We start from the raw sequence: 24,630 nt of genomic DNA, 5'->3' as shown, positions 1-24,630 counted from the left end.
ATGTAGTTCTATCGGAAATTTAGAACCTCCCCTTCGTTCGATTATTCAAATAAACTTCATATGTTGGTGAGTTGCCTTGAATTTGTATATGCGATAATTTCCGTAGAATCATTGATAATAAATTCGTTTTAGAAGGGGAGAGTAGAATGGTTATTGAAAGTATTTGTCCTAAATGTGGTGAGATTAATAACGTAGAACACAATGGGGAGCAAATTCTTATTGTACAGTGTAAGAACAACCATTTTTACGATCATATTGTGGTGCCCTATTCTCGAACAGCTGAAATTAATGATGACAGACGTAAAAAATTGGAAGAGATGATCATCGAGAAGAAATTTTGCAGAATGAGTGATAAATCAACCATTTGTCTTCTAATCTTTGAAAATGGTTATGAGGTAGAAGGGCGCTCAACTGTTAAAAATAAAGATGATTTCCATATAGTAATTGGTAAAGATAAAGCATACGAACATGCATTAAAAAATGCCATGGTTGCATTAGGAGCATATTTAGTTTGAAATAACAGATGATTTTTAGGATTTATTTTCTTCATCTTTTTTTGGTAGTGTTTCATCTTGCTTTTTTTGAGTATTACTACCATATAGTTGATTTATTTCATTTGCTAGTTCGTCTAAGTACTCATCCGATAATAAGGGTTTTCTTTCTTTTGGCACGTTCGTTCCTCCTTGAAGTATAGGGACATGGACTCTTCATGCTTCCGTTACATAATATTGCCTTCTTTTAGTTTTTTTATCTTTTTCAAAAAAAAATCGTTTACTTTAGTCAAATAGAGGAATAAAATATTCACAGTTTCAAATTTCTTATTTCGCTGAAACCAATTGGTACGGGGGAACCATTTTTAGGGTGATGATCATCCTGGGGGTGAATCCTTTTTAGGTAGGGCTACTCAATGGCCCGAATCCGACAGCTAACCTCGTAAGCGTTATATGAGAAGGAAGGTGGAGCTTGTGATACTTTAAATGTGTCTACAGGTCTTTTAACTATGACTTGTAGGCTTTTTTTTATTGTACTGATGATGTTTAAAAGATTAATTTGGGCAATATATTACTTAGCTAAAAAATACACTTCAAGGCGGTGATGAATAAATGCTTTCATCCATAAAGAGGCTCTTAATTGGAAGACCTTTAAAATCACATGAATTAGGAGAACAAAAAATTAACAAACCAAAGCATTGGCAATCCTTTCTTCAGATGCATTATCATCTGTAGCATATGGTCCTGAACAAATTCTAATCGTATTAGTTACATTAGGAATAGTCGCATTTTGGTACTCCATTCCTATCGCGGTGGGAGTATTAATTCTGTTAGCTGCACTTATATTATCTTATCGACAAATTATTTTCGCTTATCCGCACGGTGGAGGAGCCTATGTTGTTTCTAAGAGTAATTTAGGCGTAAATCCAGGCTTAATTGCTGGGGGTTCACTTTTAGTTGATTATATCCTAACTGTTGCAGTAAGTGTGTCAGCTGGAACTGATGCCATCACATCAGCTTTTCCAAGCCTACATTCCTATAATGTGGAAATTGCTATTGTTTTTGTAATTTTTATTACATTATTAAATTTAAGAGGAGTAACAGAGTCAGCATCCGTATTAGCATACCCTGTCTATTTATTCGTGCTAGCATTATTCATTTTAATTGGTGTGGGTATCTACAATATCGTAACAGGAAGTGTGTCACCACAATTACACACTCCGATAGGAACTCCGGTGGCTGGTGTCAGTTTATTCATTCTATTAAAAGCTTTTGCTTCGGGAAGTTCAGCCCTAACCGGAGTCGAAGCAATATCCAATGCGATACCAAACTTCAAAGACCCAGCACCAAACAATGCTGCGAAAACATTAACCATGATGGGGCTTTTGTTGGCTATCCTTTTTTCTGGGATTGTTACCCTTGCTTATTACTACGGTGTGTCACCTAAAGTAGAGGTGACAGTCGTTTCCCAAATTGCAGAAGAAATATTTGGTCGAAACTTTATGTATTACTTTATCCAAGGCACTACAGCACTCATATTAATTCTTGCAGCAAACACGGGATATTCAGCATTCCCGTTACTTGCAGTGAATCTTGCTAAAGATAAATTTATTCCTAGGATGTTTCTTATTAGAGGGGACAGGTTAGGATATTCAAATGGAATTATCATGCTCGGTGTTGCGTCAATCATTTTAATAATTGGGTTTCATGCAGAAACAGAGCATCTGATTCCACTTTATGCCGTTGGTGTGTTTATCCCATTTACATTGTCTCAAACTGGAATGATGGTAAAGTGGATGAAAGAGAAGCCTCAAGGATGGATTTTGAAATTTGTGGTAAATACAACCGGTGCCGTTATAAGTTTTGTTGTAACCATCATGTTCTTTATTACAAAATTTAAGCAGGTTTGGCCGGTTTTAATCTTTGTTCCAATTATTATTTTGATGTTTCACCGAATTAAAAAACACTATGATGCCGTTGGCGATCAATTGAGAATAACATCGTATGATACTAACATTAAGATTGAAGGAAATGTCATCATTGTTCCTGTAGCGGGGATAACTCATGTCGTTGAAAATTCGATTAACTATGCGAAATCTCTTTCTCCAGATCAAATTATTGCGGTATATGTTGCATTTGAAAGAGAAGACGAGCATAAGTTTGAAGAAAAATGGAAGAAGTGGCAGCCTGACGTAAGACTAGTAACACTACACTCGCATTACAGAAGTATCATCGCTCCATTAACAAAGTTTGTTGATACAGTTGAACACAAAGCGAAAGAAGCCAACTATCAAGTGACCGTCATCATCCCGCAATTCATTACAAAAAAAGCTTGGCATAATATCCTTCATAATCAATCTAGCTTACTTATCCGAGCTTTCTTACTTTATCGGAGAGACGTGATTGTTTCGACAGTACCTTTTCATTTGAAAAAATAATACAGGGCAACTATCGAAAAAATTTTAAAAATTTTTTATATCGAGTAAAAAAACAAGTCTCTGTTCTTCCAAGTCAGAGACTTGTTTTTTTGATTGACAAAACAAGATATAGTTAGTACGCTAAGTATATCGTTAGTATACTAACTATCTTCAAGGGGTGGTATATATTGGACAATATAGGGTATTTATTGATGAAGGTTTCCAAGGAATTGAGATATACATTGACTAAAGAATTATCGACATATGGTCTTACAACCTCACAATGGTCGGTTTTAAAAAGAGTTGAAATAGAAGAAGAAAATAACTCCTCACTACTTATGAGAACAGCTGTCGAAATTGCCTCAAATCTCAATTTAGATAAACCAACAATATCTGGGATTGTTAATCGTCTTTTTGAAAAAGAAATGTTAAGAAAAGAACAGCATCCAAACGACAAAAGAGCATTTATTTTATTTTTGACTCCAAAAGCAAAAGAAATGATCCCAATTCTTGAATCAATAAGTGATCGTGTTATTGAAGATTCTTTAATAAACTTTACTGCTAAAGAGAAAGAGATATTTGTTCGTTTATTAAGTAAGATGGATATGACGTTAAGCAAGGATAAGATATTATGACAAGAAAATTATTAACAATTCACTAAAAATCTTTGAGTTAATGTAAAAACCAAAGGGGAATTCTATCATTTTACAAAAAACAATATTTTCCTTTGTTCTATATCAAACTATAAATATGAAACGAAAGTTGGGCTTCTTGTGAAGATTCTAGTTACTGGTTTTAATGGTAAAGTTGGATTTGAGGTTGCAATGAAGGCGAAAGAAATGAATATTTCCTTAGTCTGCGCTGTTAGAAATGTTGAACTAGCAAAGAAAAAATACGGTGATCAATTTGAGTTTGTTTGCCTTGATTTTGCAAGACCAGAGACATTTTCAGAAGCATTAAATGGTGTAGATAGAATTTTTTTAATGTACCCACCTGGAGATAATATAAAATTTGATACTTTTATTGATAAAGCAAGAGAAAACGGAATTAAACATGTTGTATACCTTTCATTAAAAGATGTTCAGTTTATGCCTTTTGTTCATCATTTTAAAAATGAAAAACTTATTAAAAGGTCAAAAATTCCATACACTTTTTTGAGAGCTGGCTATTTCATGCAAAACCTTACTGATTTTCTCTATAAAGAAATAAAGGAAAGGAAACGTATATTCGTTCCTGCTGGAAAAGGGAAAACAAGTTTTGTGGATGCAAGAGATATTGCCGAAATGGCGGTGGTATCCTTACTACATATTGAAGACCACAAAAATAAAAAATATGTTATAACAGGTGATGAAGCATTAAATTTCTTTGAAGTAGCAAAGATTATGTCAGAGGTGCTAAATACTGAAATTATTTATGAAAATCCTTCAGCTAAAGAGTTTAAAGCATTTATGATTAAGAATGGAGGAAACGAAGAGTTTATTAATGTTGTTGTAGGGATTCATATTCCAACCAAATTAGGCTTGGCAAAAGGAATAGTAGTTGATGATATTAAAAAATTAACTAATAAAAGTCCAAGAAGATTAAGAAACTACATTGAGGATTATAAAGAAAGTTGGATTTAGTCTTCATTATGTTGCAGACTTCTAGTTGCATAAGAAGTCTACTAAATTAAATAAATACATATTGAAGCATGTTAAGAAATCTGAATAGTAAAGGAGGTTATGGTTGGAATGAGGATATTCATCTCTATTATTATGTTTATGCACGGACTCATCCATTTTCTTGGTTTCATGAAGGCGTACAACCTTTTAGAATTACCTCAATTAACCTTAATGATTTCGAAACCAATAGGAGTTTTCTGGTTGCTCTCAGCACTACTACTTTTAATAACTAGTATTCTTGTTTTATTCAAGAAAGACTGGGTGTGGATGCCTTCAAGCATGGTTCTAATTTCATCTCAAATCCTTATTCTTCTATCTTGGAATGACGCTAAATTTGGTACTATTCCTAATATCATTATTCTCTTATTTATCATTTTTTCATTTTCGTCCTGGAGTTTTAATGCACAAATAAACAGGGAAATTAGTAATCTATTATCACATGGGAAAATGTCGAGAAATAACATTATTACTGAGCAAATGCTTGACCAATTACCAATAGCAGTACAAAAATGGTTAAAGTATATTGGCCTTGTTGGGAAAGAATCGATACAAACGGCCTATTTTAAGCAAAAAGGTCAAATGAAGCTGAAACCGAATCAAAAAGAATGGGCTGAGGCTTCAGTGGAGCAATATGTCATAACAGGTAAGCCGGGATTCCTATGGAAAGTAAATATGAAGATGAATCCACTAATAGTCATCTCAGGTAGGGATAAATATCAAGATGGGATTGCAAAGATGACTATAAAACTTGGTTCAATGATCCCTGTTGTAAATACAGTCGATGATTACAAGACTAACCAGTCTACAATGCAGCGATATTTAATGGAATTACCTTGGTATCCTTCAGCTGCGCTGAACCCATATATTAGTTGGGAGGAAATAGATAAAAACTCAGCAAAGGCAACTATGACTTATAAAGGGATAACAGGATCAGCAATATATCACTTTAATGATTTTGGAAAATTGTTAAAAGTAAGCGCGTTGAGATACAAGGATAGCAACGAAAATTCTGAACCTGTAGAATGTATTGGAGAAGTGAAAGCATACAGTTCAATTGACGGAATTGAGATTCCAACAAAAATGAACATTATTTGGGTATTGGATGATGGATTATTTAATTGGTATAAACTTGAAATCATAAATGCTAAATATAATTCTTTGTAATGAATTTTTTGGTATTGCATAATTTTATCCTCAATATGAAACTCTTGTCGGTGCATTTCAAAAGAATTGCGCCCTTCTTTTTGGGTAAGGGGATTTGGTTGAAAACGCACATGGATATTTATGGTAATATGTATTTGAGGATGGTGAAAAATCTTGAAAAAAAATTATACTGTGTTCTTTTTATTTTTGTTTAGTGCATCTATTGCTGGCGGTATGGCACTTAAAGATATTTTTGAGTATTCAATGATTGTTGGTGTGGGATTAGCATCAGTTTTTCTTTTAGCAGCTGCGTTTTCACTTGGGAAAAAGAACAGGGATAATCATAAAAAAAGGGTGTAAGTTAATCGATAATTGGGAGCGTTTCAAGGGTCAAAGTAGCATTACACTTATAAATATGTAGTAGTTGGGGGGGCTTTTTTCCAAATTAGTTTGAATTTAAATAAGGGGGATTATAGTGGTTATAAATTCTATTCTTAATCCGGTGTTCGCTTTAATACTTTTTGTGACAGGAATTTGGTTGGGAAGCATGATCAATCCGTTTTTTGGATTAATATCGATTTTAGGAGGCTTGTTACTAGGGTTTTCAAACTTCTTTAAAAACGGTGTTGAAATGAATAAACAATCAAAGGTGTTACTTTATGCATCTTTTGTTTTCTTGCTAAGCTTAATGTTATTAGCTTATTTAACTATATCTGGATTTTATCTTTATTTATTAATGTATTAAATTATACAAGCTAATATAATAGACAAGATATACCAGAAAAGGCCGATTCAAAAAGAGTCGAGCCCTTTCATTGTCGGGGAGGCTTTAAGGATTCAAATTCATAGGTTTAACATACGCTACTAATAAATAGACGGAGAAATTCCACTTATTTTAAAAATAGCATTGAAACTAGCCTAAATAGACGGAGAAATTCCACTTAATGACTCAAAAAAACGAGAAGATAGTCAATTTATATGAGCATAAGCGGAAAATCTCCACTTATTTACCCCGAAACGGGCTCTATTCTATTATTAACGGGAAAATCTCCGCTTATTTTACTTTTGTTGGTGGCCTTGCTTTAAGGAAACTGACCCAATAATTGTTTAACAATAATTTTGATGCTTTATATGATGGAAGCTGTCATCAAAGCATCCCGGGGGATCTAGTGTGTTTTTCATCATCCTCTCAAATTCAAAAGATATTTTATATTAAGGCTTTAAAGCTATAAATTCGTCAATCGTTTCAGGTGTATGTTTACCTTCTTTTCCTTTGAAAAAGTCAAGATTAATAGTTACATCCATGCAGCCAAGGTATTTTCCATTTTCATCACGTACTGCCATGAACTTTTGGAAAATTTGGCCTGTTTCTTCTCCAGAGCGTTTTGGAAACCAAAATTCCCACTCGTCTCGTGCTCCTGAACGGAAATCATTCAACAACTTTTCAACGTGATGTGCCAGTTTTGGGTGAAGCTCTAGCACATGTCGACCAATTGCCTCTTTACGACGACCATGGACACGGTTCGGATTATTTGAATACCAGCGGAAAATATCTTTAGCATCACAAAAACCCATTTCAAATGGTAATAGATTGATAATTGAATCTAAAGTGCTCGCTTTAATTGCACCTGTTTCAAAATTAATGATAGCTTCAGGACTAATTAATTCTGACAGTTTATTTTCAGACATGTATAACACTCCTTTATGCAATCTCTCTTTATGAAAACACTATAATAGTAGCGTGAAAATACTTCCGCCTTTAGGTGTTTATTATCTAAGCTCATTTATAATGATAGCATTAAGAAGGTTAACTGATTGTGATTTATCTCACAAAAAAAGCGACTCTTTTTTCTGATCAAGATTATGGTACAACTTTCTAATGACCATAAAGGAAAATAATGTTTATTTGTGAAGCAGCTGTAAATATTAATCGAGGGTGCCTTAATTTGAGAGCGCCCTCGATTCTCTTAGTAGTTTATCCCCAGAAACAACGATGTAAAATCTCATTAATTGTGAACAGTGTAAATGGAAAAAGGTAGATATTTAGTCTTAGTTGTATATGAATGATATTTAGTGGGGATATGTATCGACATAAGTAATTGAAGATGGTCAAATGACTGGAGGGTTATTTGGAGAAATTCATAAACATTTAAACAATTTAGCCAAAATACACCTTTACGCAGCCTTCCTTTTGCGCTGTTACTAAACATTTTTTAATAAAATCTTCTATTTGTTGTTGATCCATTTTTAAATATTTATCGTTTGGTAGTAAAGAATCATCATATTTGTATAAATGTTTATATTTTTTTAGTGCTTTCTCAATTTGTTTTTTTGAAAAAGTTGAAGTGCCGCCACAGCCGCTGACGCCCGCATAAAAATTATTGGCATCTAATAAAGAGTAAAGGATGGTAGCATTGCTATTCCACATATTAAAACGCGCATAAGCAACTTCTTCTCCAGATTGATTGAAACCTAAGATATCATGGCCCATTTATTTTTCCTCCTAAAAAAATCTCCATGGCATGAAAACGACAATATCTCAAATTTAGACGATCAAAAATCGTTTACATTGTTAATCACTCCTTTCATGTTTCTAATGAAATGAAAAATAAACTATGAAAACATTATTGTGAAAAAGAAATGATAAGAAGAATGACATGAAAAAACACATATGAGGTTGACTTAAAATGGCATATTTGTAGAATTGTTTAGTTGAATTAAATATGGATTTACTTTAATGGATGATAATTGGAAGAGTTTCTTTGTACATTTTGAATGTATAAGTGGTTGGGTCAACTAAAAGAATAAGAGGTTTTCGATATTATATTTGCATAATCTACAAAACCTGTCAACAATTAATCAATCAACAAAATCACAAAATTTTAAAAAGTTAACAATTTTAGGGAGAACAGTCTATTAGGAAATATTTTACAAGCTAATATCAATAGTGTAAAATTACACTATATAAAACTTTTAAAAGAGTGATATTGTAATGACTTACAATAATGGGGGCGGGAAGGTTTTGAAAATTATAGTCTATATACCAGCTATCATTTTTTCAATTTTTTATGGTGTGATAGCGATTAACGATGCTGGAGCTATTTCTTCTATTGTTTTAGTTTGGTTAGCCTTTTTCTATGTTAGTGGTTTTATGTTAAATAAGAATATTTTTTGGGGTAGCTTAATGGGAGCATTACCTGGAATTCATCTAATTTATATGGGAACACAAGAAACAGGACAAATAATAAATGAAAAGCCATTAGGAATTGTTATTTTAATTTTTTATATTATATGTGGATATATTATCCATAGAAATAACATAAAAGCAAAGTGTAATGTATTATGATTGCTATGTGCATAATCTTAGGAATATTGTCTTGAATTCTAACAGAATGAATAATATCGGGAAGCTATTGATGATATTGAATCAGCTATAAGTATGAATCTTTTTTGATTGTAAAAGAAAGAGGCAAGGACATAAGTATTTCAGCTAAACAAAAAACTGGACTATTATGAAAAATTCTTACTTAGAATTTCCTAATAGTTCGGTTTTTTTATTCTATTTTCCAATATGCACTACCTTGAAATAACTGTGTGCAAATTTTTTTGCACGTGAGTCTGTTAACCAGAATGTTGATTTACTTGTGGTTAAAAATAAGCGGAAGAATTTCGCTTATTTTGAGAAATACGGGTTTTTTGCTAAGAATAAAGGGAGTTTTTCCGCTTATTTCATAAAAACCATTGGATTTTGTCTTCTTGGGAGCATTTAAGCGGAAATTCTCCTCTTATTTCAGATCAATTAGCTCCCCTTGCATATAATAACGGGAAATTCTCCGCTTATTTTTTCTCATACTTACATGAAAATCACTCTGACCTTTATATAGACTTCCGTAAGATCATTTAGATCTGTCACAGCTTTATTTTGATTATTAATGGGACTGTTCGGTAGAAGTCTCTGCCGATATTACTGTATGTTTTAACAACATTGAGATTGTCACCGGACCAACACCACCTGGAACTGGAGTGATTGCTCCTGCCTTTTCGAAACATTCCTGATAGTCAACATCACCTATGTTTCCTTTATTATAACCCGCATCAAGGACAACTGCGCCCTCCTTAATCCAGTCACCTTTAATAAAGTTTGGCTTCCCTACAGCTGCAACAACTATATCAGCCTGTTTTACTATTTCTGATAAATTTACAGTGTGAGAGTGACAAGTAGTTACGGTTGCATTCCCATTTAAAAGTAAAGCAGAAACTGGTTTGCCGAGAATAGGGCTTCTTCCCACAACCACAGCAAATTTCCCATTAATAGGGATTTGATAATAATTTATGATTTCCATGATTGCTGCAGGGGTACAAGAGGGATATTTTCCAAAACCAAAGGCAGTTTGACCAAAACCCAAACTTGTCACGCCATCTACATCCTTCGTAATAGCAATAGCTTCAAATGCTTTTCTCTCATCAATATGTGAAGGGACGGGATGTTGAAGGAGTATTCCATGCACTGACTTATCTTGATTTAATTCTTCAATTACGTTTAACAGGTCATCTGTAAGGGTTTCTTTTGGAAGATGAATCCTTAACGATTTTATACCAATTCTTTCGCAAGCATTTCCTTTCATTTTCACATATGTTTCTGACGATGGATCATCACCTACCAAAATTGTCGCCAGGCAGGGAGTTACTCCTCTTGCTTTCAATTCCTTGACACGGTCAACCAACTTTTCTGTAACATGTTTAGCAACAGTCCTACCGTCTAAAATGATCTTTTCCATTGGAAATCCTCCTTAAAAAAAAAAGAGATAGGAATACATATCCCTATCTCTGCCCAGACGACCCGACTAATTAATAATGCGGCTTCCTTGTGGTTAATTCCACAATTGCCGTCAGTTACCGCACCAAAATATGATTATTTCTTTGAGCATATCATACATAAATTAGCTGTTCAATAGTTGTGTGTCTATAAAAAGCGTTACAATGGAAATATATTACATTTACCAAGGTGTACTAGTAATTGCTTAACATTATTGAGACACCCTCAAAAATGTGGTTTATGATTTCCTTCGTGTGCTTTTTGTTCGTTGGAGTGTCAAAGCTATACTTAGAAAAAAAGAAAAGCAAGATTTACAAAAATAAACTGGCTTGATTTGTTATAAACGGGAAAACTGTAGATTAATACAATTGAAATTCCTGTATTTCGTAATTTTGAGCATAGGCAAATTGCCTGTGCTTTTTTGCTTGCTACATAATGGTCATTTTTTCAATGTGGATTAGAAGTGTTTACAAAGGGATTATTAAGCAAACGATATGAAAATGAGATGTTATTGTAATGAGTTGGAGGATGTGGCACATGAATTTAATAAAAAAATTCTTTACTAGTAGCACGAAAACAGCTGACAAAAAGGTTGTTGTAGTGTATGTAGTATTTCGAGCAATCGCTATTTTTATGTTAATCAATCAAATATTTATGCAAAGATGGGGAAACGCATTTATTCTTGTGCTAACGCTTGTTTTATTTGCTATACCACTTGTAGTGGAACGATTGTTTAACATTGAATTTCCAAATATGTTGGAAATGATTATCATATTATTTATATTTAGTTCGACTATTCTGGGAGAACTGAGCGATTTTTACGGATATTTCAAAATTTGGGATACAGCACTTCATACGCTCAATGGTTTTTTAGCTGCGGGTGTCGGTTTTTCACTGGCCTATCTATTAAATAAGAATGCAGAGGGGATGAATTTAACCCCATTGTTTCTTGCGATAGTCACGTTCAGTTTTTCAATGACGGTTGGGGTTATGTGGGAGTTTATCGAATACTCCGCAGACCGTTGGATGAATCTCGATATGCAGAAAGACCGCATTATTACACAAATAAACAGTGTAAGTGTGGGCGAGGAAAAAAACACAGTCTTACATATTGAGAATATTCAACGCACCATTATTGAAAGAATAGACGCTTCGGGAAATAAGATTGAAACCGTTATTAATAACGGATACCTTGATATTGGTATTATCGATACAATGAAAGATTTATTTGTAAACCTGCTTGGTGCAGTCGTCTTCAGTGTGTTCGGCTATCTATACGCTCGGCATGATCAGAAAAGATATAAGTTTGTACGGAATTTTATACCCAAAAAAGGGAGTAAAGAATTGAATTGGATTGTTGAATCGCCATGATTATGCAATACTATATTTCTAAAATGAAAAGGGAGGGGATGTAATGATGAAGAATGTTAGCGAAGAAATCCAAGAATTGTCGATCAATTCCTTAGAGTCGACTTTAAAAAAACTATCAAATGCTTATCATAGCATGAGCGATAAAGGTTCAAATACAACCCTTGTCAAAAAGAGACGAGATGCAGTTAAAATCGGTTTAGAAAGCCTCAAAGATGATTGGAATGGGTATACTTTTATTCGTGACAAAGAAGCCATTTTGAATTCAAAGGATGTTTTACTAGGGGTTCTTCCATCTATCGAACGACAGATAGAGAAAGCAAAAGAAGGTAGCTCACAAAAAACATTAAATAAACGTCGCTTAACTGCGCTTCAACTGGCAATTGAATCCTTGGAAAACCGTCTAAAATAATTAGAGTTTTTTATGTAATGCTGACGGTCACGAAAGTGTCTCTATCGGAAGTAAATCCTAATAAAATATTAAGAAATACATCTACTAATTCTTAATATCTGTCCTTCATACTTGAAGAAATATGACGGGTATGAGGTGAAGTGGGATGCAAATGATTACTTTCATTAACGAGTTTATTAAACATCCTCGATACATTGGAGCTCTAATGCCTAGTTCAGCGATGCTGGCGAAGAATATGATTGCGGCAATTAACTTCGAACATTCAAAAACGATTGTGGAATTGGGACCAGGTACAGGAGCATTTACTGAAAAAATTGCAAAACAAAAAAAGAAGGAAACATTGTTAATTCTCATTGAAATTAACGGAACTTTTGTGAAAAATTTAAAGCAACAATATGCTCAAGATCCAAGTGTCCAAGTCATCCATGGTTCAGCTGAGAATTTGAAAAAATACTTAGAAGTGCTAAATGTAGATCGTGTAGACTATGTATTATCCGGATTGCCGTTTGCGTCAATGCCTTTAGACGTGTCAGAACGAGTTTTACGGAATGTTAGAGACTCACTTCTTCATAGTGGCAAGTTCATTACTTTTCAATACTCTCTTGTAAAAAAGAAATTCATTCAGAGGTTTTTCCCGAGAATAATAGAAAAAAGGGTATTGCTTAATTTTCCTCCAGCCTTTGTTTTGTCATGCGAACAATGGCAGGAGACACGATAAATGGAAACGAATGAACTATTAAGCTATATTCACCAATACGGTTATTTCGCCTTATTTTTTTGTTTATGGCTTGGGATTATCGGTATGCCTCTTCCGGATGAAATGATTGTTGCGACTGGCGGCTTCGTTGCTTCTTTGGGGATATTAAAGCTTGTCCCTGCTTTTATCATTACTTACTTAGGTGTGGTATCCGGGTTATCACTGGGGTTTATTCTAGGCAGAATACTTGGTGCAAAAGTGATCGATAGATTCATTAAAAAGGAGTCTAAACATTATAATAAAGCTGAGGAAGTCATACGAAAATATGGAAATGTCGCTTTGGTCTTTAGTTATTTTATCCCGGTAGTCCGACATATTGTCCCATATATTGTTGGGATGAATAAAATGACCTTTAAGAAGTATTCCCTTTACTCTTATTCAACTGCATTTGTATGGACTATGATTTATTTTATCCTAGGTTTCCTATTTGGTGACAACATAGAGACCATAGTAGATTTGGGGACAAAATATGGTCTTGTTTTTGGGGCGATTGCTGTAGCCTCTATTTTCATAATTTATAGACTTCGTCCTAATATGATTGAGCATGGAAGAAATAATGATAGAGGTGTTAACATGGAATGGTGTTCTAGAGATACCATTGCCGCAGGCCGTCGTCATACCGTGGGGCTTAAATCTGATGGTACGGTGGTGGCAGTGGGTGATAACAAATGTCGCCAATGTGATACAAGCGGATGGAACGATATTGTGGCGGTAGCGGCTGGTAATGTTCATATGGCAACAAACACGGGCAACGCCCACACAATTGGTCTTAAATCTGATAGAACTGTGGTGGCTGTGGGTTGGAATAAGTATGAACAATGCGATGTAGGTGGATGGTGCGATATTGTAGCGGTTGCAGCGGGTTGGCGTCGTACGATTGGTCTTAAATCGGATGGTACAGTGGTAGCAGTGGGCAGAAATAATGAAGGCCAATGCAATGTAAGCAGCTGGCAGGATATTGTGGCGCTTGCGGTTGGTGACTGGCATACGATTGGTCTTAGGTTGGACGGCACATTGATGGCAACAGGTAATAATCGGTATCGCCAATGTAATATTGGCGATTGGCGCGATATGGTGGCGGTCGCAGGTGGTTATCTTCATACAATTGGTCTAAAAGCTAACGGTTCGGTGACGGCGGTGGGTTTGAATAAACATAATCAATGCAATGTAAGCAGCTGGACCAATATTGTGGCGATAGCAGCAGGAAGTAATCATAGTATTGGCTTAAAATTGGACGGTACTGTTGCGGCGGTAGGTTGTAATAGGTATGGTCAATGTAATGTAAATGATTGGTGCGATATTGTTGCGATAGCGGCTGGTTGTGCCCATACAGTTGGTCTAAAATCAGACGGCACAGTGGTTGCAGCGGGTGATAATGAATATGGACAGTGCGATGTTAGCAGCTGGCGAGACATTCAATTGCCTAGCAAATAAATATGGAATATTAAAGTTTTTCACACAACTCAAAAAGGTTAGCATTCAACAGGGATTGTATCGTTTTCATAAGGCTTCACGAGTTTGTCTTTTAATAGTAAAGAAGAATCCATGAAGCCTTGTCGTACATGTATCAATCTCTCATTTCATTTCCATCGTAAATCATCTTTCCATCATGATTATATACTGTCACCTCTACAGGCAATTTGATGTTTTTACTCCGAATAATAGCATACCAAACCGATAAATTATCACGAACAAAAAACCTGTTCGGCTGTATGTTGCCCTCACTATTAATCATGATCGTCTTTGCTTCATCTTCAGCAAATCCGTATATTATGGAAAGTCCTTCTTGAGCAATATTATTAACGCGCCAGTCTATTGGACCACGCTCTACTTTTTCTTCTTTAAACTCCTGAAAGTCCATCATTGGAAAAATAAACTTTTTAAAGTTAGTAAACTCTTCGTTCGTAAGGACTGGGATGATTCCGGCGCTACTCTCTGCAAAAACGATTTTATTATCGGAATCATACAAAAGAATTCTTTTGCAATCACCAAATTGTTTCGATACTTTTTCACAAATACTTTCCTCCAAGGATGTACTATGAATACTGGCTGGAGGAGAGGTAGTCGGATTATTGATGTTATTAGAAATAGGCTTAGAAGGAGAAGGATTAGGGCGCAAAACAAAAAATGAAATGACAAACACTACTCCCAAACATAGTACGGCTATTAAAACTTTTTTACCCATAATTAACTCTCCTAATAATTCAAGTCTTTAACAAATTGTACAACATTTTGGATAGGATTAAAGTGATAATGAATACTTCCATTGTAATCCTCATTCTTTTTTGTGTATACTTTACGCCATATTAGTAAATTTAAAATTAACCAGGGCTGGTATTTCATTCTTACCCGAGCGAGGTTTGCAATTAGGAGGAGAACAATGAAGGGAATAGAAAATAGGCTGGTGTACTTATTTTCGGGAGAATTTTTTGCGGTAGTAGCTTTTACACTTGTGTACTTTTACCAATTTTCCTCGTATCACAGTTATTCACTGATGTATACATTGTTTGTTTTAAACTTTATCTTATTACAAGGCAGTTTTTTCTGGGTTATTAAATGGAGAAGAATGAGGGAAAGAAGAACTATTTTACCTAATTTAAACAAGTTTTTTTTAGCCCTGAAGAAAATTAATCTAGTTCTCATATGTATTGGGCCTTTTATTGTGATTATAGATAAAATTGTGGACCATAGTTCGTTTTTTATTTTATGGCTAGCTTTAATTATTTACGTATTTACCATTATCGAATATATTAACTATTTTCATATACAATTAACCAATTATAAGGACGGAAAGGGAAAGAAATCTACAATTGCAAAAGATATTGAGCGAATGACAAAAAAGTTATAAATTTGAGTATTGAATCCTACATCACTCCTCGAATACTGGGCGCAAATGGTACCACCTTCAAAATGTGCCCAGTCCACAACATCCGAATCCAAAAATTTATCTTAATTTTTAATCCTTTAATTATAGTGTTTTTCGGAATTTTTTATCAATTGGACAAATAATATATAAACAAGCGTATTATGATTCATTGCCTGAGAATACACTATTTAACAGATACGATGACCTATCGAGACATTTTGTTGTCATGTTGGTAAATGAGTCTAAAAATTGGGAGTTTAGTATAATTTCAGTGTAAGAATCTTTCCACTAGAAGTATTTTCATAAATACATAGAAAGGGGAAAAGTATATGGATGCTAAAAACAATGCTAACACTGGAGGCTGCCCATTTCATGGTGGAGCTACAAGTAACACATCTGGAGGTACATCAAATCGAGACTGGTGGCCAAATCAGTTAAACTTGAATATACTCCATCAGCATGACAGAAAATCTAACCCTATGGGAGAGGACTTCAATTATGTTGAGGAGTTTGAAAAATTAGATTATTTCGCTCTTAAGCAAGACCTTCGGAATTTAATGACAGATAGTCAAGATTGGTGGCCTGCAGACTATGGACATTATGGTCCATTATTTATTCGTATGTCGTGGCATGCCGCTGGAACGTATCGCGTTGGTGACGGCCGAGGTGGCGGTGGATCAGGATCACAGCGATTTGCTCCACTCAATAGTTGGCCTGATAACGTAAGCCTTGATAAAGCCCGTCGACTGCTGTGGCCAATAAAGCAGAAGTACGGTAACAAGATTTCTTGGGCCGACTTGCTTGTTTTAGCAGGAAATGTTGCGATTGAATCAATGGGCGGTAAGACACTTGGTTTTGGAGGAGGACGTGAAGACATCTGGCATCCAGAGGAAGACATTTATTGGGGTGCAGAAACAGAATGGCTTGGTGATAAACGTTATTCTGGCGAGCGTGATTTGGAGAATCCACTTGCTGCTGTCCAAATGGGGCTAATCTATGTTAATCCAGAAGGTCCAAACGGAAAACCAGATCCGATTGCAAGTGCGCGTGATATTCGTGAAACCTTTGCACGAATGGGAATGAACGATGAAGAAACAGTTGCACTAATAGCTGGTGGGCATACATTTGGTAAAGCACACGGTGCAGGAGATGCTGCACATGTTGGTCCAGAGCCTGAAGCTGCGCCTATTGAAGCACAAGGTTTGGGGTGGTTAAGCACCTTTGGAAAGGGTAAAGGGCGCGACACCATTACCAGTGGTCTTGAAGGCTCTTGGACTGCCAACCCGACACAGTGGGATAATGGTTACTTTGATTTGTTGTTTGGATATGATTGGTGGCTGACTAAGAGTCCAGCAGGTGCTTTTCAGTGGCTCGCAGTGGATCCTGATGAGAAGGATCTTGCACCGGATGCAGAAGATCCATCGATTAAAGTTCCAACGATGATGTTTACGACGGATATGGCATTGCGTTTTGACCCAGCATACGAAAAGATTAGTCGACGTTTTCATAAAAATCCAGAGGAATTTGCCGATGCATTTGCCCGTGCATGGTTTAAACTTCTTCATCGCGATATGGGTCCTAAAACGAGATATCTTGGCCCGGAAGTTCCAGAAGAGGAACTTATCTGGCAGGATCCTGTACCAACAGTTGATTATGAATTATCAGATGATGAAATAGAAGCTCTGAAAGAAAGAATCCTCACTTCAGGACTTACAATCAGTGAGTTAGTAACAACTGCTTGGGCTTCGGCTAGCACATTCCGTGGCTCAGATTATCGAGGTGGTGCTAATGGTGCCCGTATTAGACTAGCCCCACAAAAGGATTGGGAAGCCAATCAGCCTGAACAACTCGCAAAGGTTCTTCATGTACTTGAAGATCTTCAAAATAAGTTAGATAAGAAAGTCAGCTTAGCTGATTTAATTGTACTGGGTGGAAGTGCTGCAGTAGAAAAAGCAGCACGTGATGCAGGCTTTGATGTAAAAGTTCCTTTTAGTCCAGGGCGAGGTGACGCAACAGAGGAGCAAACAGATATTGAAGGCTTTTCAGTGTTAGAGCCAATCGCTGATGGGTTCCGCAATTATCAGAAGAAGGAATATAGTGTAAGTCCAGAAGAATTATTGGTTGACAAGGCACAGCTTCTAAACCTATCTGCACCAGAAATGACTGTACTTGTTGGCGGTATGCGTGTGTTAGGCACAAACCACGGTGGCACAGAACATGGTGTATTTACTGATCGTGTTGGCAAACTCACCAACGACTTTTTTGTAAACCTACTAGATATGGGAATTGAATGGAAACCTGATGAAGCAAATGAAGCAAACGTGTATGTAGGACGTAATCGCAGTACAGGAGAAGTGGTGCGTACAGCAACTAGAGTCGATCTAGTGTTTGGCTCAAATTCTGTTCTGCGTGCGATTGCGGAGGTTTATGCTCAAGAGGATAACAAAGAGAAGTTTGTTCGTGACTTTATCGCTGCTTGGGTAAAGGTAATGAATGCAGACCGCTTCGACTTAAAGTTGAGGAAATCTTAAGCATCAAAACAATAGTGTATCTAAAGTTATTCTTGAAAAGAAACTGGGACAGAACTAAATCGTTCGCTATTAAAACCAAATGATTTTTATGGAGGAATATATTAAAGTTCAGTGTTGATTTTCATGTAGGTATGAGAATCTAAATAAGAGTAGAATTTCCCCTTATTGTATATAAGGGGGGCTAAATGAGCTGAAATAAGAGTAGATTTTCCGCTTAACTACTCCCCAAAAGACAAAATCAACTGATTTTTGGAAAAACTCCCGTTATTATAAGGGAAATATGGGTCTTTTCCAAAATAAGCGTAATTCTTCCGCTTATTTTCAAACACAAGGAAATCAACATTCGGGTTAACAAACCCTCAAGCAAAAAAACTGCACTTAATGTGTGATCCAATCCACATTTATTTCAGGGTAGCTCTATAGTAAATAGTAATATAAAAATCGAACTATTAGGAAATTCTAAGTTAGAATTTCGCATGATAGTTCGGTTTTTTGTTTAACTGAAATACTTATGTCCCAGCCTCTTTTTAAGGAATAGTTTGGACATGAGCGATTGGATAATGGAGTGAAATTTGGGAAAGATAGCATTAATTCTTTTTAATCGAATGGTGGTTTTATTTATATGGAATGGGATTTTATATGGAAAGCAATATTAGTTGTTGTTGCGGGCACAGTGCTATTGAGAATTGCAGGTCGGAAAACTATCTCACAAATGACATTGGCTGAAACAGTCATAATGGTGGGAATTGGGTCCCTGTTGATTCAACCTGTAGCTGGAGATAATATTTGGACGACGATATTGGTTGGTAGTGTTCTGGTCGGAACATTATTGGTAATGGAATATATTCAAATAAAATCAGACACACTTGAAAAAATGATTACTGGTAAAGCCAAGGTGATCATTAATAACGGATCGTTAAATGAAAAAAACTTGAGGAAACTTAGATTATCAGTAGATCAGCTTGAAATGAAGCTTAGACAAAATAGTGTATCTAAAATAAGTGACGTAAAATGGGCAACATTGGAACCGAATGGTCAATTAGGTTTTGAGTTAATAGAGGATGCCCAACCTGTAACGAAAAAGGATTTCGAGGATTTTAAACAAATAATAATTAATTTAATGCCAAGTAATTCCCAAATTACTCAGATTAACGAAATATTAAACGTTATTAATAAAAAGTTTGAGGTCGATAGCCAAGAGGACCTATTCGCAGAAGTTCAGAATAAGGCACATGCTAACAATCCACCAAAGCATTTACAATAATTGACGAAGTAGTACTTTGGGAATTAAGCTGATGTAATCAAAAACCGCACGTTGACAATTAAGCTACGTGCGGTTTCATTTGTTTCCTTGAGATTATTAGTTATTGTTCTGGCTTCAGTTTTTTAATTTCTTCAGCGATTTTATTTGCAATTTCTTCAGGATTTAAGCCATCCTCAAAAGTCATCGGTTTCCCAAAAATCATTCCAGCTGGTTTAAACCAACCGTTTTTTGTCCCGAAAACATAAGTAGGGACAACAGGTGCTTTACTTTTTGCGACAATAAAGCCAATGCCTTTTTTAGCTTCCTGCATTTCACCAGTTTTGGAACGAGTTCCTTCTATAAAAATAGAAAAAATATTTCCTTCTTTTAAAAGCTTTAACGTATGTTTAAGAGATTTGATATCAGCTTGTCCTCGTTTAATAGGGAAGCAGCCTAACTCCGTAATTAGCCAAGCAAAAAACTTTTTACGGAATAACTCCTCTTTTCCCATAATATACATTTTTCTTGGAGTATAGACGCCAACCATCGGTGCATCGAAATTACTCGTATGATTCATGGCTAATATCGTTGCGCCTTCAGGGATATTTTCTAATCCAATAATTTTCATTTTAAAACGGATATTTAAAAAGACTCTTACGACAAAAATAGCTATTTTATAAACCAATCCAACCAACCTCTCCAATTTTTAAGCATAATATCTGTATATTACCACATGTGCAAAGTTAAAAAAACACTGATTTAAGAATAAAAACACCGCCTTCCATATTATGTATTTTATTAGCGTTAATTCCAAATACTACAGGCATTATGATGAAGAACAGGATGATTTTTTTGAATGATAATAGTTCCAAATTTTACAAAAATCAATCAGTTGTCGCATCCGTCAATCCTTTTGTAATGAATACAATAGGGATTTATCATCCTGGTGTAATTGCCTGGTGGTCAGCAGCATTACCAGGTTTTGGTCACTTGATATTAGGACATTATTTAATTGGCTTTATTCTAATCACGCATGAAATGATTACAAATACGCTGTCAGGATTAAATTCTGCAATTGTATATTCAATGATCGGGGATTTTGAGATGGCCAAACAAATGCTAAATAAAAAATGGATTATCGCTTATATTTGTCCATATATTTTCGCGATATGGGATGGCTATCAACGGACAATTCAACTAAATAATGATTATAAGATTGCAATGAAAAGAGGCTATGAAATTGCTTCAAAGGATTATTCAATTTTTGGTTTAAACAGACTAAGTATCAAAAATCCGATTCTTGCTGTGCTATGGTCCATATTTGCACCGGGAATTGGCTATGTTTATATTAATCAAATGCTCATGATTCTATTGGTACCGTGGTTTGTGATGGTTTTTCATTTATCACATTTATTACCCGCTTTCCACTTTACCTTAGAAGGAGATTTTCTCAAAGCAAAACAAAACATCGATCCGCAATGGGTGTTATATCTCCCTTCCATATATTGCTTTATATGGTACGATGTTTTTGTTCAAACGTTATCAAACAATAAAATTTATATGTTGCAGCAGAAACGATTCTTGAAAAAATTTTATCAAAATCAACATTTTCCAATTAGTAGTATTAGAGGTATGAAGGAGAAAATAAAATGATGAACGTAGTCGCATCTTTTAGAATAACAGAACAATTTGAACATGCGATTGCAGAACTAGAAATGATTGGGATTGAAAGTGATGCTATTTTAGCCTTACCACTTGAAACAAAAATTGAACGAGAATTACTTCCGGAAAAACAGAGGATGTTATTCGAGTCTGCTCCAATTGTTGGGATGATATTGATGTTACTTGGAACGATTTATGGCTATGTACTTAAATGGGGCCCAATAATCTGGGCGATTATTGGATTAGTTATTGGAATGGGCATAGGATTTTTTATTGATTATTTAAGAGTGAAGCAAAAGGAGAGGAAGGGAAGTATCCGAGACAGAGCTACAACGGAAGTTTTTCTGCTGATTTATTGCGAGAATAAAGCCCAAGCGAATATTGTAAAAGAAAAATTATGGCAGCACTCACCGAACGGTATTACAATGTACGGTGTTGCAAGTAAAGAAACCAGTAAAAATGATTATTTTACAGAATTATAGTGGATGGTTTGGTAAAATAATTTCTAATGAAGCAATTAAATGAAGGAGTGATCATGGAAGTGAGCAAACAGGCTGTTGATGTAATTAATGATTACATATCCCAATTTCCTCCTGATGTACAAGAAAAACTACATGAAATTAGAAAGGTGATAAAGGAGGCTGCACCGACTGCTACAGAGAAAATTAGCTATCAAATGCCAACTTTCTATCTCTATGGTAACCTTGTTCATTTTGCAGCGCATAGTCATCATATTGGTTTTTACCCAGCACCAAGCGGAATCGCCAATTTTACAGATCAATTGAATGGCTACAAACGCTCAAAAGGAGCGGTTCAATTCCCTTTCGATCAACCTCTACCAATCAAAACCATCTCAAAAATAGTCCAGTTTAGAGTCGAAGAAAACACACAAAACGCTCTCGAAAAACAAAAAAAGAGAAAATAGATAATGTAGACAATCTCCATTAATCGATGGGAATTGTCTTTTTTTGTGAAAAAAGAACAAAATAACTGCTTGATATGTGAACGTTTTGTGTAAAATGTCGCATTGTGTAGCAATTGAAATATATTTGTAATGTTTTTATAACGTAACTGACAAATTACAGTGCTATACTTCGGTTTGTGTGTTGAATATAAAAGGGTTTCAACCTAATTGCACAATGTAATAATTCAAAACATTAAAACTATGATTACATGTATCTACAATACATAAATAGAATGATAGAGAAAGCAGGGAAAAAATGATTAAGAAGAAGCTCCTAGTGCTAAATACAACCGTGTTGATTGGCTTAGGAAGCGTTTTCTCGCTTCCGGTTGCACATGCAGACTCAATCTCGACTCAGCGTTCTAGCCTCCAGGCTCAAATTACACAAGCAAACCAACAAATCTCAGCTGTACAGAATGAGCTTGCACAACTTAATGAACAAATTAAACGTACTGAAAAAGCGATTCAAGATAATGAAGCAATGATTGCAAAAACTCAAAGCGATATCGATGCTGCTAATCTCGAAATTCAAAAGCTTGAAGAAGAGATTGCGAGTTTAAAGGAAGCAATTGAAAAACGAAATGAGATATTAAAAGAACGGGCACGTTCTTATCAAGAGACTGGCAACGTAAAATATGTTGATGTAATACTTGGCTCATCAAGCTTTACAGATTTTGTTGATCGTATTGGAGCAGTTGCTACCATTATGAATGCTGACAAGGAGCTTCGTGAAAAGCATGAAGCAGATGTAAAAGCAGTTGAAGAAAAGCAGGCTTCTGTTAAAGGTAAGCTTGGTGATCTTAACAATATGAAAGTTGAATTAGAAGGAATGCGTACTGGAATTATGATGCAAAAGGAGCAAAATGACAATTTACGTGCGGAGCTTAAGGCGCAGGAAGCAGCAGGTCTTTCCACAAAGGCATCTTTGCAGCAGCAAGATCGTAGCTTAGCAGCGCAACAAGCACCAACAAAAACTCAAAGCACTTCAGGTGGGAATTTTAGCACAGGCGTACCATCATATGTTGCATCAGCTTCTGCAAGTGAAAAAATTCAAATTGTTACAACTGTAGGAAACCGATATATTGGCAATTCTGTCTATGTATTTGGTGGCGGTCGTAATGCATACGATGTGGCTAACGGTAGATTTGATTGTTCAGGGTTTGTTCACTGGGCGTTTTCTCAAGCTGGAATTAGCATTGGGGCAAGTACAGACTCTTTGAAAAATAGCGGTCGCAGAGTATCGACTAATGAAATGCGTCCTGGAGATTTAGTATTCTTTAATACTTACAAAACAGATGGACATGTAGGCATTTACTTGGGTGGAGGTCGATTCATCGGATCTCAAGACTCTACTGGTGTGGCAATTGCTAATATGTCTAGTGGTTATTGGGCCAATACTTTTAGTGGTCGTGTAATTCGAATTATCGAATAGTAGATTGATATAAAAACAAGGTTAGCAATCTCAGCTAACCTTGTTTATTTTTTTCTAATGTAATATTTTAGTGAGATTCCCGGAATCCCACCTGGAAAATTCAACAAACATCTATTGATTATTTATCATGCCACATATATTTTTCGCCAGTGGATTTCTGAGCAATCCTTACTCCGACTGCTGCACCTTGACCAGCGACTATCATAACCTGGCTAGCAACACCAGCAAGTAGACCTGCAATAAATAGATTTGGAATGGATGTTACTCCTTCCCAATTTACCCCAACAACTTTTTTTATTTTTCCGCTTTTTATATTTTCATTTATTCCAATTTCAAGCCCCATATTTTCTAAAAGTTGAGTTTGAAGATTTGTTGATACAACTACTGTATCCGCTTCATAACTTTCACCAGCTGCCTTTACAATAAAGACATCGCCTTCTTTTTGAAGAAATTCGACTTCCGCATCACGGTACTCTACAAATTCATTAACCTGCTCACGGTATTGATTCAGAAGCTGTTCACCTGAAATACCTGGTGTCCCTAAATTGTTATTTAAAGTTGATACTTGTTTAATTTGTGAAGCTCCGGAATCGAACACCAAGGTTTTTAATCCAGCATGACCAGTGAACAAAGCGGCTGAAAGACCAGCAATTCCTCCGCCAATAATCGCTACATCTATTTTCATGTAAAGCACCTCTTTTTTCAAATTTTAACTTAAGTATAAAACAACTTGTCAACACAAACTACAGTATAGTGACAATATTTTAACTTATCAAAAAAATAGGGTAAAACCCTTATCTCACAATGATGAATACTATAATGAAAGGATGTTTCAATAAGTGTTAATATTTTATTAGAATAATTAAT

Annotated in this window: 25 protein-coding genes, 2 pseudogenes and 2 riboswitches; of the genes and pseudogenes, 20 read left to right on the top strand and 7 right to left on the bottom strand. The window is 35.4% G+C overall.

Features of this window, described 5'->3' with window-relative positions; translation table 11 throughout:
- Window positions 1-146: 146 nt before the first annotated feature.
- Window positions 147-515 carry a Gp49 family protein gene (locus FXW34_RS12220; RefSeq protein WP_147534283.1) on the top strand — a complete coding sequence of 123 codons (369 nt, stop codon included), beginning with the start codon at window positions 147-149 and terminating at the stop codon, window positions 513-515.
- 15 nt (window positions 516-530) lie between these two features.
- Here the strand turns inward: FXW34_RS12220 and FXW34_RS22930 are convergent, their stop codons facing one another.
- Complete coding sequence (locus tag FXW34_RS22930) at window positions 531-671, bottom strand: hypothetical protein (protein ID WP_187118934.1); 141 nt, start codon at window positions 669-671, stop codon at window positions 531-533.
- A 143-nt stretch (window positions 672-814) separates the two neighbouring features.
- A riboswitch (cyclic di-AMP (ydaO/yuaA leader) is annotated at window positions 815-956 on the top strand.
- Between the two features lie 147 nt (window positions 957-1,103).
- Between FXW34_RS22930 and FXW34_RS12215 the strand changes: the two are divergent.
- The 6 genes and pseudogenes from FXW34_RS12215 (at window position 1,104) to FXW34_RS12190 (ending at window position 6,457) form a co-directional block, all read left to right on the top strand.
- Window positions 1,104-2,929: pseudogene (locus tag FXW34_RS12215) on the top strand (APC family permease).
- A gap of 167 nt (window positions 2,930-3,096) precedes the next feature.
- Complete coding sequence (locus tag FXW34_RS12210) at window positions 3,097-3,543, top strand: MarR family winged helix-turn-helix transcriptional regulator (RefSeq protein WP_147534282.1); 447 nt, start codon at window positions 3,097-3,099, stop codon at window positions 3,541-3,543.
- A 138-nt stretch (window positions 3,544-3,681) separates the two neighbouring features.
- Window positions 3,682-4,530: an SDR family oxidoreductase gene (locus FXW34_RS12205; protein WP_147534281.1), complete on the top strand. Its 849-nt coding sequence runs from the start codon at window positions 3,682-3,684 to the stop codon at window positions 4,528-4,530.
- 108 nt (window positions 4,531-4,638) lie between these two features.
- Window positions 4,639-5,733 (top strand): DUF6920 family protein, encoded by a 1,095-nt coding sequence (locus FXW34_RS12200; RefSeq protein ID WP_147534280.1) that lies wholly within the window; start codon window positions 4,639-4,641, stop codon window positions 5,731-5,733.
- 153 nt (window positions 5,734-5,886) lie between these two features.
- Complete coding sequence (locus FXW34_RS12195) at window positions 5,887-6,072, top strand: hypothetical protein (RefSeq protein ID WP_246141019.1); 186 nt, start codon at window positions 5,887-5,889, stop codon at window positions 6,070-6,072.
- A 115-nt stretch (window positions 6,073-6,187) separates the two neighbouring features.
- Window positions 6,188-6,457 (top strand): hypothetical protein, encoded by a 270-nt coding sequence (locus FXW34_RS12190; RefSeq protein WP_147534278.1) that lies wholly within the window; start codon window positions 6,188-6,190, stop codon window positions 6,455-6,457.
- 467 nt (window positions 6,458-6,924) lie between these two features.
- On the opposite strand, the gene FXW34_RS12185 is transcribed toward FXW34_RS12190, so the two are convergent.
- Together FXW34_RS12185 and FXW34_RS12180 are read right to left on the bottom strand one after the other, a co-directional pair.
- Window positions 6,925-7,401, bottom strand: a complete 477-nt coding sequence (locus tag FXW34_RS12185) for a PAS domain-containing protein (RefSeq protein ID WP_147534277.1) — start codon at window positions 7,399-7,401, stop codon at window positions 6,925-6,927.
- A 469-nt stretch (window positions 7,402-7,870) separates the two neighbouring features.
- The gene (locus tag FXW34_RS12180) at window positions 7,871-8,203 is read right to left on the bottom strand and encodes a hypothetical protein (protein ID WP_187118933.1); all 333 of its coding nucleotides are present in this window, start codon (window positions 8,201-8,203) and stop codon (window positions 7,871-7,873) included.
- Window positions 8,204-8,704: 501 nt separating this feature from the next.
- On the opposite strand from FXW34_RS12180, the gene FXW34_RS12175 reads away from it, so the two are divergent.
- On the top strand, window positions 8,705-9,058 hold the full coding sequence (locus FXW34_RS12175; RefSeq protein ID WP_147534276.1) for a hypothetical protein: 354 nt from the start codon (window positions 8,705-8,707) through the stop codon (window positions 9,056-9,058).
- 583 nt (window positions 9,059-9,641) lie between these two features.
- Here FXW34_RS12175 and FXW34_RS12170 read toward each other — a convergent pair.
- The gene (locus FXW34_RS12170) at window positions 9,642-10,490 is read right to left on the bottom strand and encodes a bifunctional 5,10-methylenetetrahydrofolate dehydrogenase/5,10-methenyltetrahydrofolate cyclohydrolase (RefSeq protein ID WP_147534275.1); all 849 of its coding nucleotides are present in this window, start codon (window positions 10,488-10,490) and stop codon (window positions 9,642-9,644) included.
- Between the two features lie 44 nt (window positions 10,491-10,534).
- A riboswitch (ZMP/ZTP riboswitch) is annotated at window positions 10,535-10,619 on the bottom strand.
- 446 nt (window positions 10,620-11,065) lie between these two features.
- Between FXW34_RS12170 and FXW34_RS12165 the strand changes: the two genes are divergently transcribed.
- From FXW34_RS12165 to FXW34_RS23360, 5 genes and pseudogenes are all read left to right on the top strand, one after another.
- Window positions 11,066-11,899, top strand: a complete 834-nt coding sequence (locus tag FXW34_RS12165) for a DUF2238 domain-containing protein (RefSeq protein WP_147534274.1) — start codon at window positions 11,066-11,068, stop codon at window positions 11,897-11,899.
- A gap of 46 nt (window positions 11,900-11,945) precedes the next feature.
- Window positions 11,946-12,308: a hypothetical protein gene (locus FXW34_RS12160; RefSeq protein ID WP_147534405.1), complete on the top strand. Its 363-nt coding sequence runs from the start codon at window positions 11,946-11,948 to the stop codon at window positions 12,306-12,308.
- A 145-nt stretch (window positions 12,309-12,453) separates the two neighbouring features.
- Window positions 12,454-13,026, top strand: a complete 573-nt coding sequence (locus FXW34_RS12155) for a class I SAM-dependent methyltransferase (protein WP_147534273.1) — start codon at window positions 12,454-12,456, stop codon at window positions 13,024-13,026.
- A pseudogene (locus tag FXW34_RS23365) lies at window positions 13,027-13,605 on the top strand (DedA family protein); the annotation flags it as partial.
- Between the two features lie 33 nt (window positions 13,606-13,638).
- On the top strand, window positions 13,639-14,499 hold the full coding sequence (locus FXW34_RS23360) for an RCC1 domain-containing protein (protein WP_246141033.1): 861 nt from the start codon (window positions 13,639-13,641) through the stop codon (window positions 14,497-14,499).
- Between the two features lie 133 nt (window positions 14,500-14,632).
- Here FXW34_RS23360 and FXW34_RS12145 read toward each other — a convergent pair whose 3' ends face one another.
- A complete protein-coding gene (locus FXW34_RS12145) occupies window positions 14,633-15,250 on the bottom strand; it encodes a hypothetical protein (RefSeq protein WP_147534271.1) in 618 nt (205 codons plus the stop codon).
- A gap of 195 nt (window positions 15,251-15,445) precedes the next feature.
- Between FXW34_RS12145 and FXW34_RS12140 the strand changes: the two genes are divergently transcribed.
- The 3 genes from FXW34_RS12140 (at window position 15,446) to FXW34_RS12130 (ending at window position 19,726) form a co-directional block, all read left to right on the top strand.
- Window positions 15,446-15,913 carry a hypothetical protein gene (locus FXW34_RS12140; protein WP_147534270.1) on the top strand — a complete coding sequence of 156 codons (468 nt, stop codon included), beginning with the start codon at window positions 15,446-15,448 and terminating at the stop codon, window positions 15,911-15,913.
- Between the two features lie 347 nt (window positions 15,914-16,260).
- Window positions 16,261-18,462 carry a catalase/peroxidase HPI gene (gene katG / locus FXW34_RS12135; protein ID WP_147534269.1) on the top strand — a complete coding sequence of 734 codons (2,202 nt, stop codon included), beginning with the start codon at window positions 16,261-16,263 and terminating at the stop codon, window positions 18,460-18,462.
- Window positions 18,463-19,084: 622 nt separating this feature from the next.
- Window positions 19,085-19,726 carry a DUF421 domain-containing protein gene (locus tag FXW34_RS12130; protein ID WP_147534268.1) on the top strand — a complete coding sequence of 214 codons (642 nt, stop codon included), beginning with the start codon at window positions 19,085-19,087 and terminating at the stop codon, window positions 19,724-19,726.
- A 100-nt stretch (window positions 19,727-19,826) separates the two neighbouring features.
- On the opposite strand, the gene FXW34_RS12125 is transcribed toward FXW34_RS12130, so the two are convergent.
- Window positions 19,827-20,390, bottom strand: coding sequence for a lysophospholipid acyltransferase family protein (locus FXW34_RS12125; protein WP_246141017.1), 564 nt, complete (start codon window positions 20,388-20,390; stop codon window positions 19,827-19,829).
- A gap of 167 nt (window positions 20,391-20,557) precedes the next feature.
- On the opposite strand from FXW34_RS12125, the gene FXW34_RS12120 reads away from it, so the two are divergent.
- The 4 genes from FXW34_RS12120 to FXW34_RS12105 all read left to right on the top strand — a co-directional run bounded on the left by FXW34_RS12120 (window position 20,558) and on the right by FXW34_RS12105 (window position 23,763).
- Entirely contained in the window at window positions 20,558-21,358 is an 801-nt protein-coding gene (locus tag FXW34_RS12120; RefSeq protein WP_147534266.1) for a hypothetical protein, read from the top strand.
- The gene (locus FXW34_RS12115; RefSeq protein ID WP_147534265.1) at window positions 21,355-21,849 is read left to right on the top strand and encodes a hypothetical protein; all 495 of its coding nucleotides are present in this window, start codon (window positions 21,355-21,357) and stop codon (window positions 21,847-21,849) included. Before FXW34_RS12120 ends, FXW34_RS12115 begins: the two co-directional genes overlap by 4 nt.
- A 53-nt stretch (window positions 21,850-21,902) precedes the next feature.
- A complete protein-coding gene (locus tag FXW34_RS12110) occupies window positions 21,903-22,292 on the top strand; it encodes an iron chaperone (protein ID WP_147534264.1) in 390 nt (129 codons plus the stop codon).
- A gap of 295 nt (window positions 22,293-22,587) precedes the next feature.
- Window positions 22,588-23,763 (top strand): coiled-coil domain-containing protein, encoded by a 1,176-nt coding sequence (locus tag FXW34_RS12105; protein ID WP_147534263.1) that lies wholly within the window; start codon window positions 22,588-22,590, stop codon window positions 23,761-23,763.
- 118 nt (window positions 23,764-23,881) lie between these two features.
- Here FXW34_RS12105 and FXW34_RS12100 read toward each other — a convergent pair whose 3' ends face one another.
- A complete protein-coding gene (locus tag FXW34_RS12100) occupies window positions 23,882-24,448 on the bottom strand; it encodes an NAD(P)/FAD-dependent oxidoreductase (RefSeq protein ID WP_147534262.1) in 567 nt (188 codons plus the stop codon).
- Window positions 24,449-24,630: the final 182 nt, after the last annotated feature.

Origin of the sequence: Bacillus marasmi, assembly GCF_902168435.1 — a bacterium.
GTDB lineage: Bacteria > Bacillota > Bacilli > Bacillales > Cytobacillaceae > Bacillus_BU > Bacillus_BU marasmi.
The sequence above is the reverse complement of the archived record's forward strand: the minus strand, read 5'-3'. Positions and strand labels throughout refer to the sequence as shown.

What these genes read in the sequence shown, in the direction of transcription:
- FXW34_RS12130 (WP_147534268.1), top strand. Translation starts at nt 19,085, where the DNA reads ATGGAATGGGATTTTATATGGAAAGCAATATTAGTTGTTGTTGCGGGC.
- FXW34_RS12200 (WP_147534280.1), top strand. Translation starts at nt 4,639, where the DNA reads ATGAGGATATTCATCTCTATTATTATGTTTATGCACGGACTCATCCAT.
- FXW34_RS23360 (WP_246141033.1), top strand. Translation starts at nt 13,639, where the DNA reads ATGGAATGGTGTTCTAGAGATACCATTGCCGCAGGCCGTCGTCATACC.
- FXW34_RS12105 (WP_147534263.1), top strand. Translation starts at nt 22,588, where the DNA reads ATGATTAAGAAGAAGCTCCTAGTGCTAAATACAACCGTGTTGATTGGC.
- FXW34_RS12165 (WP_147534274.1), top strand. Translation starts at nt 11,066, where the DNA reads ATGAATTTAATAAAAAAATTCTTTACTAGTAGCACGAAAACAGCTGAC.
- FXW34_RS12220 (WP_147534283.1), top strand. Translation starts at nt 147, where the DNA reads ATGGTTATTGAAAGTATTTGTCCTAAATGTGGTGAGATTAATAACGTA.
- FXW34_RS12115 (WP_147534265.1), top strand. Translation starts at nt 21,355, where the DNA reads ATGATGAACGTAGTCGCATCTTTTAGAATAACAGAACAATTTGAACAT.
- FXW34_RS12175 (WP_147534276.1), top strand. Translation starts at nt 8,705, where the DNA reads ATGACTTACAATAATGGGGGCGGGAAGGTTTTGAAAATTATAGTCTAT.
- FXW34_RS12140 (WP_147534270.1), top strand. Translation starts at nt 15,446, where the DNA reads ATGAAGGGAATAGAAAATAGGCTGGTGTACTTATTTTCGGGAGAATTT.
- FXW34_RS12100 (WP_147534262.1), bottom strand. Translation starts at nt 24,448, where the DNA reads ATGAAAATAGATGTAGCGATTATTGGCGGAGGAATTGCTGGTCTTTCA.
- FXW34_RS12180 (WP_187118933.1), bottom strand. Translation starts at nt 8,203, where the DNA reads ATGGGCCATGATATCTTAGGTTTCAATCAATCTGGAGAAGAAGTTGCT.
- katG (WP_147534269.1), top strand. Translation starts at nt 16,261, where the DNA reads ATGGATGCTAAAAACAATGCTAACACTGGAGGCTGCCCATTTCATGGT.
- FXW34_RS12160 (WP_147534405.1), top strand. Translation starts at nt 11,946, where the DNA reads ATGAAGAATGTTAGCGAAGAAATCCAAGAATTGTCGATCAATTCCTTA.
- FXW34_RS12145 (WP_147534271.1), bottom strand. Translation starts at nt 15,250, where the DNA reads ATGGGTAAAAAAGTTTTAATAGCCGTACTATGTTTGGGAGTAGTGTTT.
- FXW34_RS12185 (WP_147534277.1), bottom strand. Translation starts at nt 7,401, where the DNA reads ATGTCTGAAAATAAACTGTCAGAATTAATTAGTCCTGAAGCTATCATT.
- FXW34_RS12110 (WP_147534264.1), top strand. Translation starts at nt 21,903, where the DNA reads ATGGAAGTGAGCAAACAGGCTGTTGATGTAATTAATGATTACATATCC.
- FXW34_RS12170 (WP_147534275.1), bottom strand. Translation starts at nt 10,490, where the DNA reads ATGGAAAAGATCATTTTAGACGGTAGGACTGTTGCTAAACATGTTACA.
- FXW34_RS12155 (WP_147534273.1), top strand. Translation starts at nt 12,454, where the DNA reads ATGCAAATGATTACTTTCATTAACGAGTTTATTAAACATCCTCGATAC.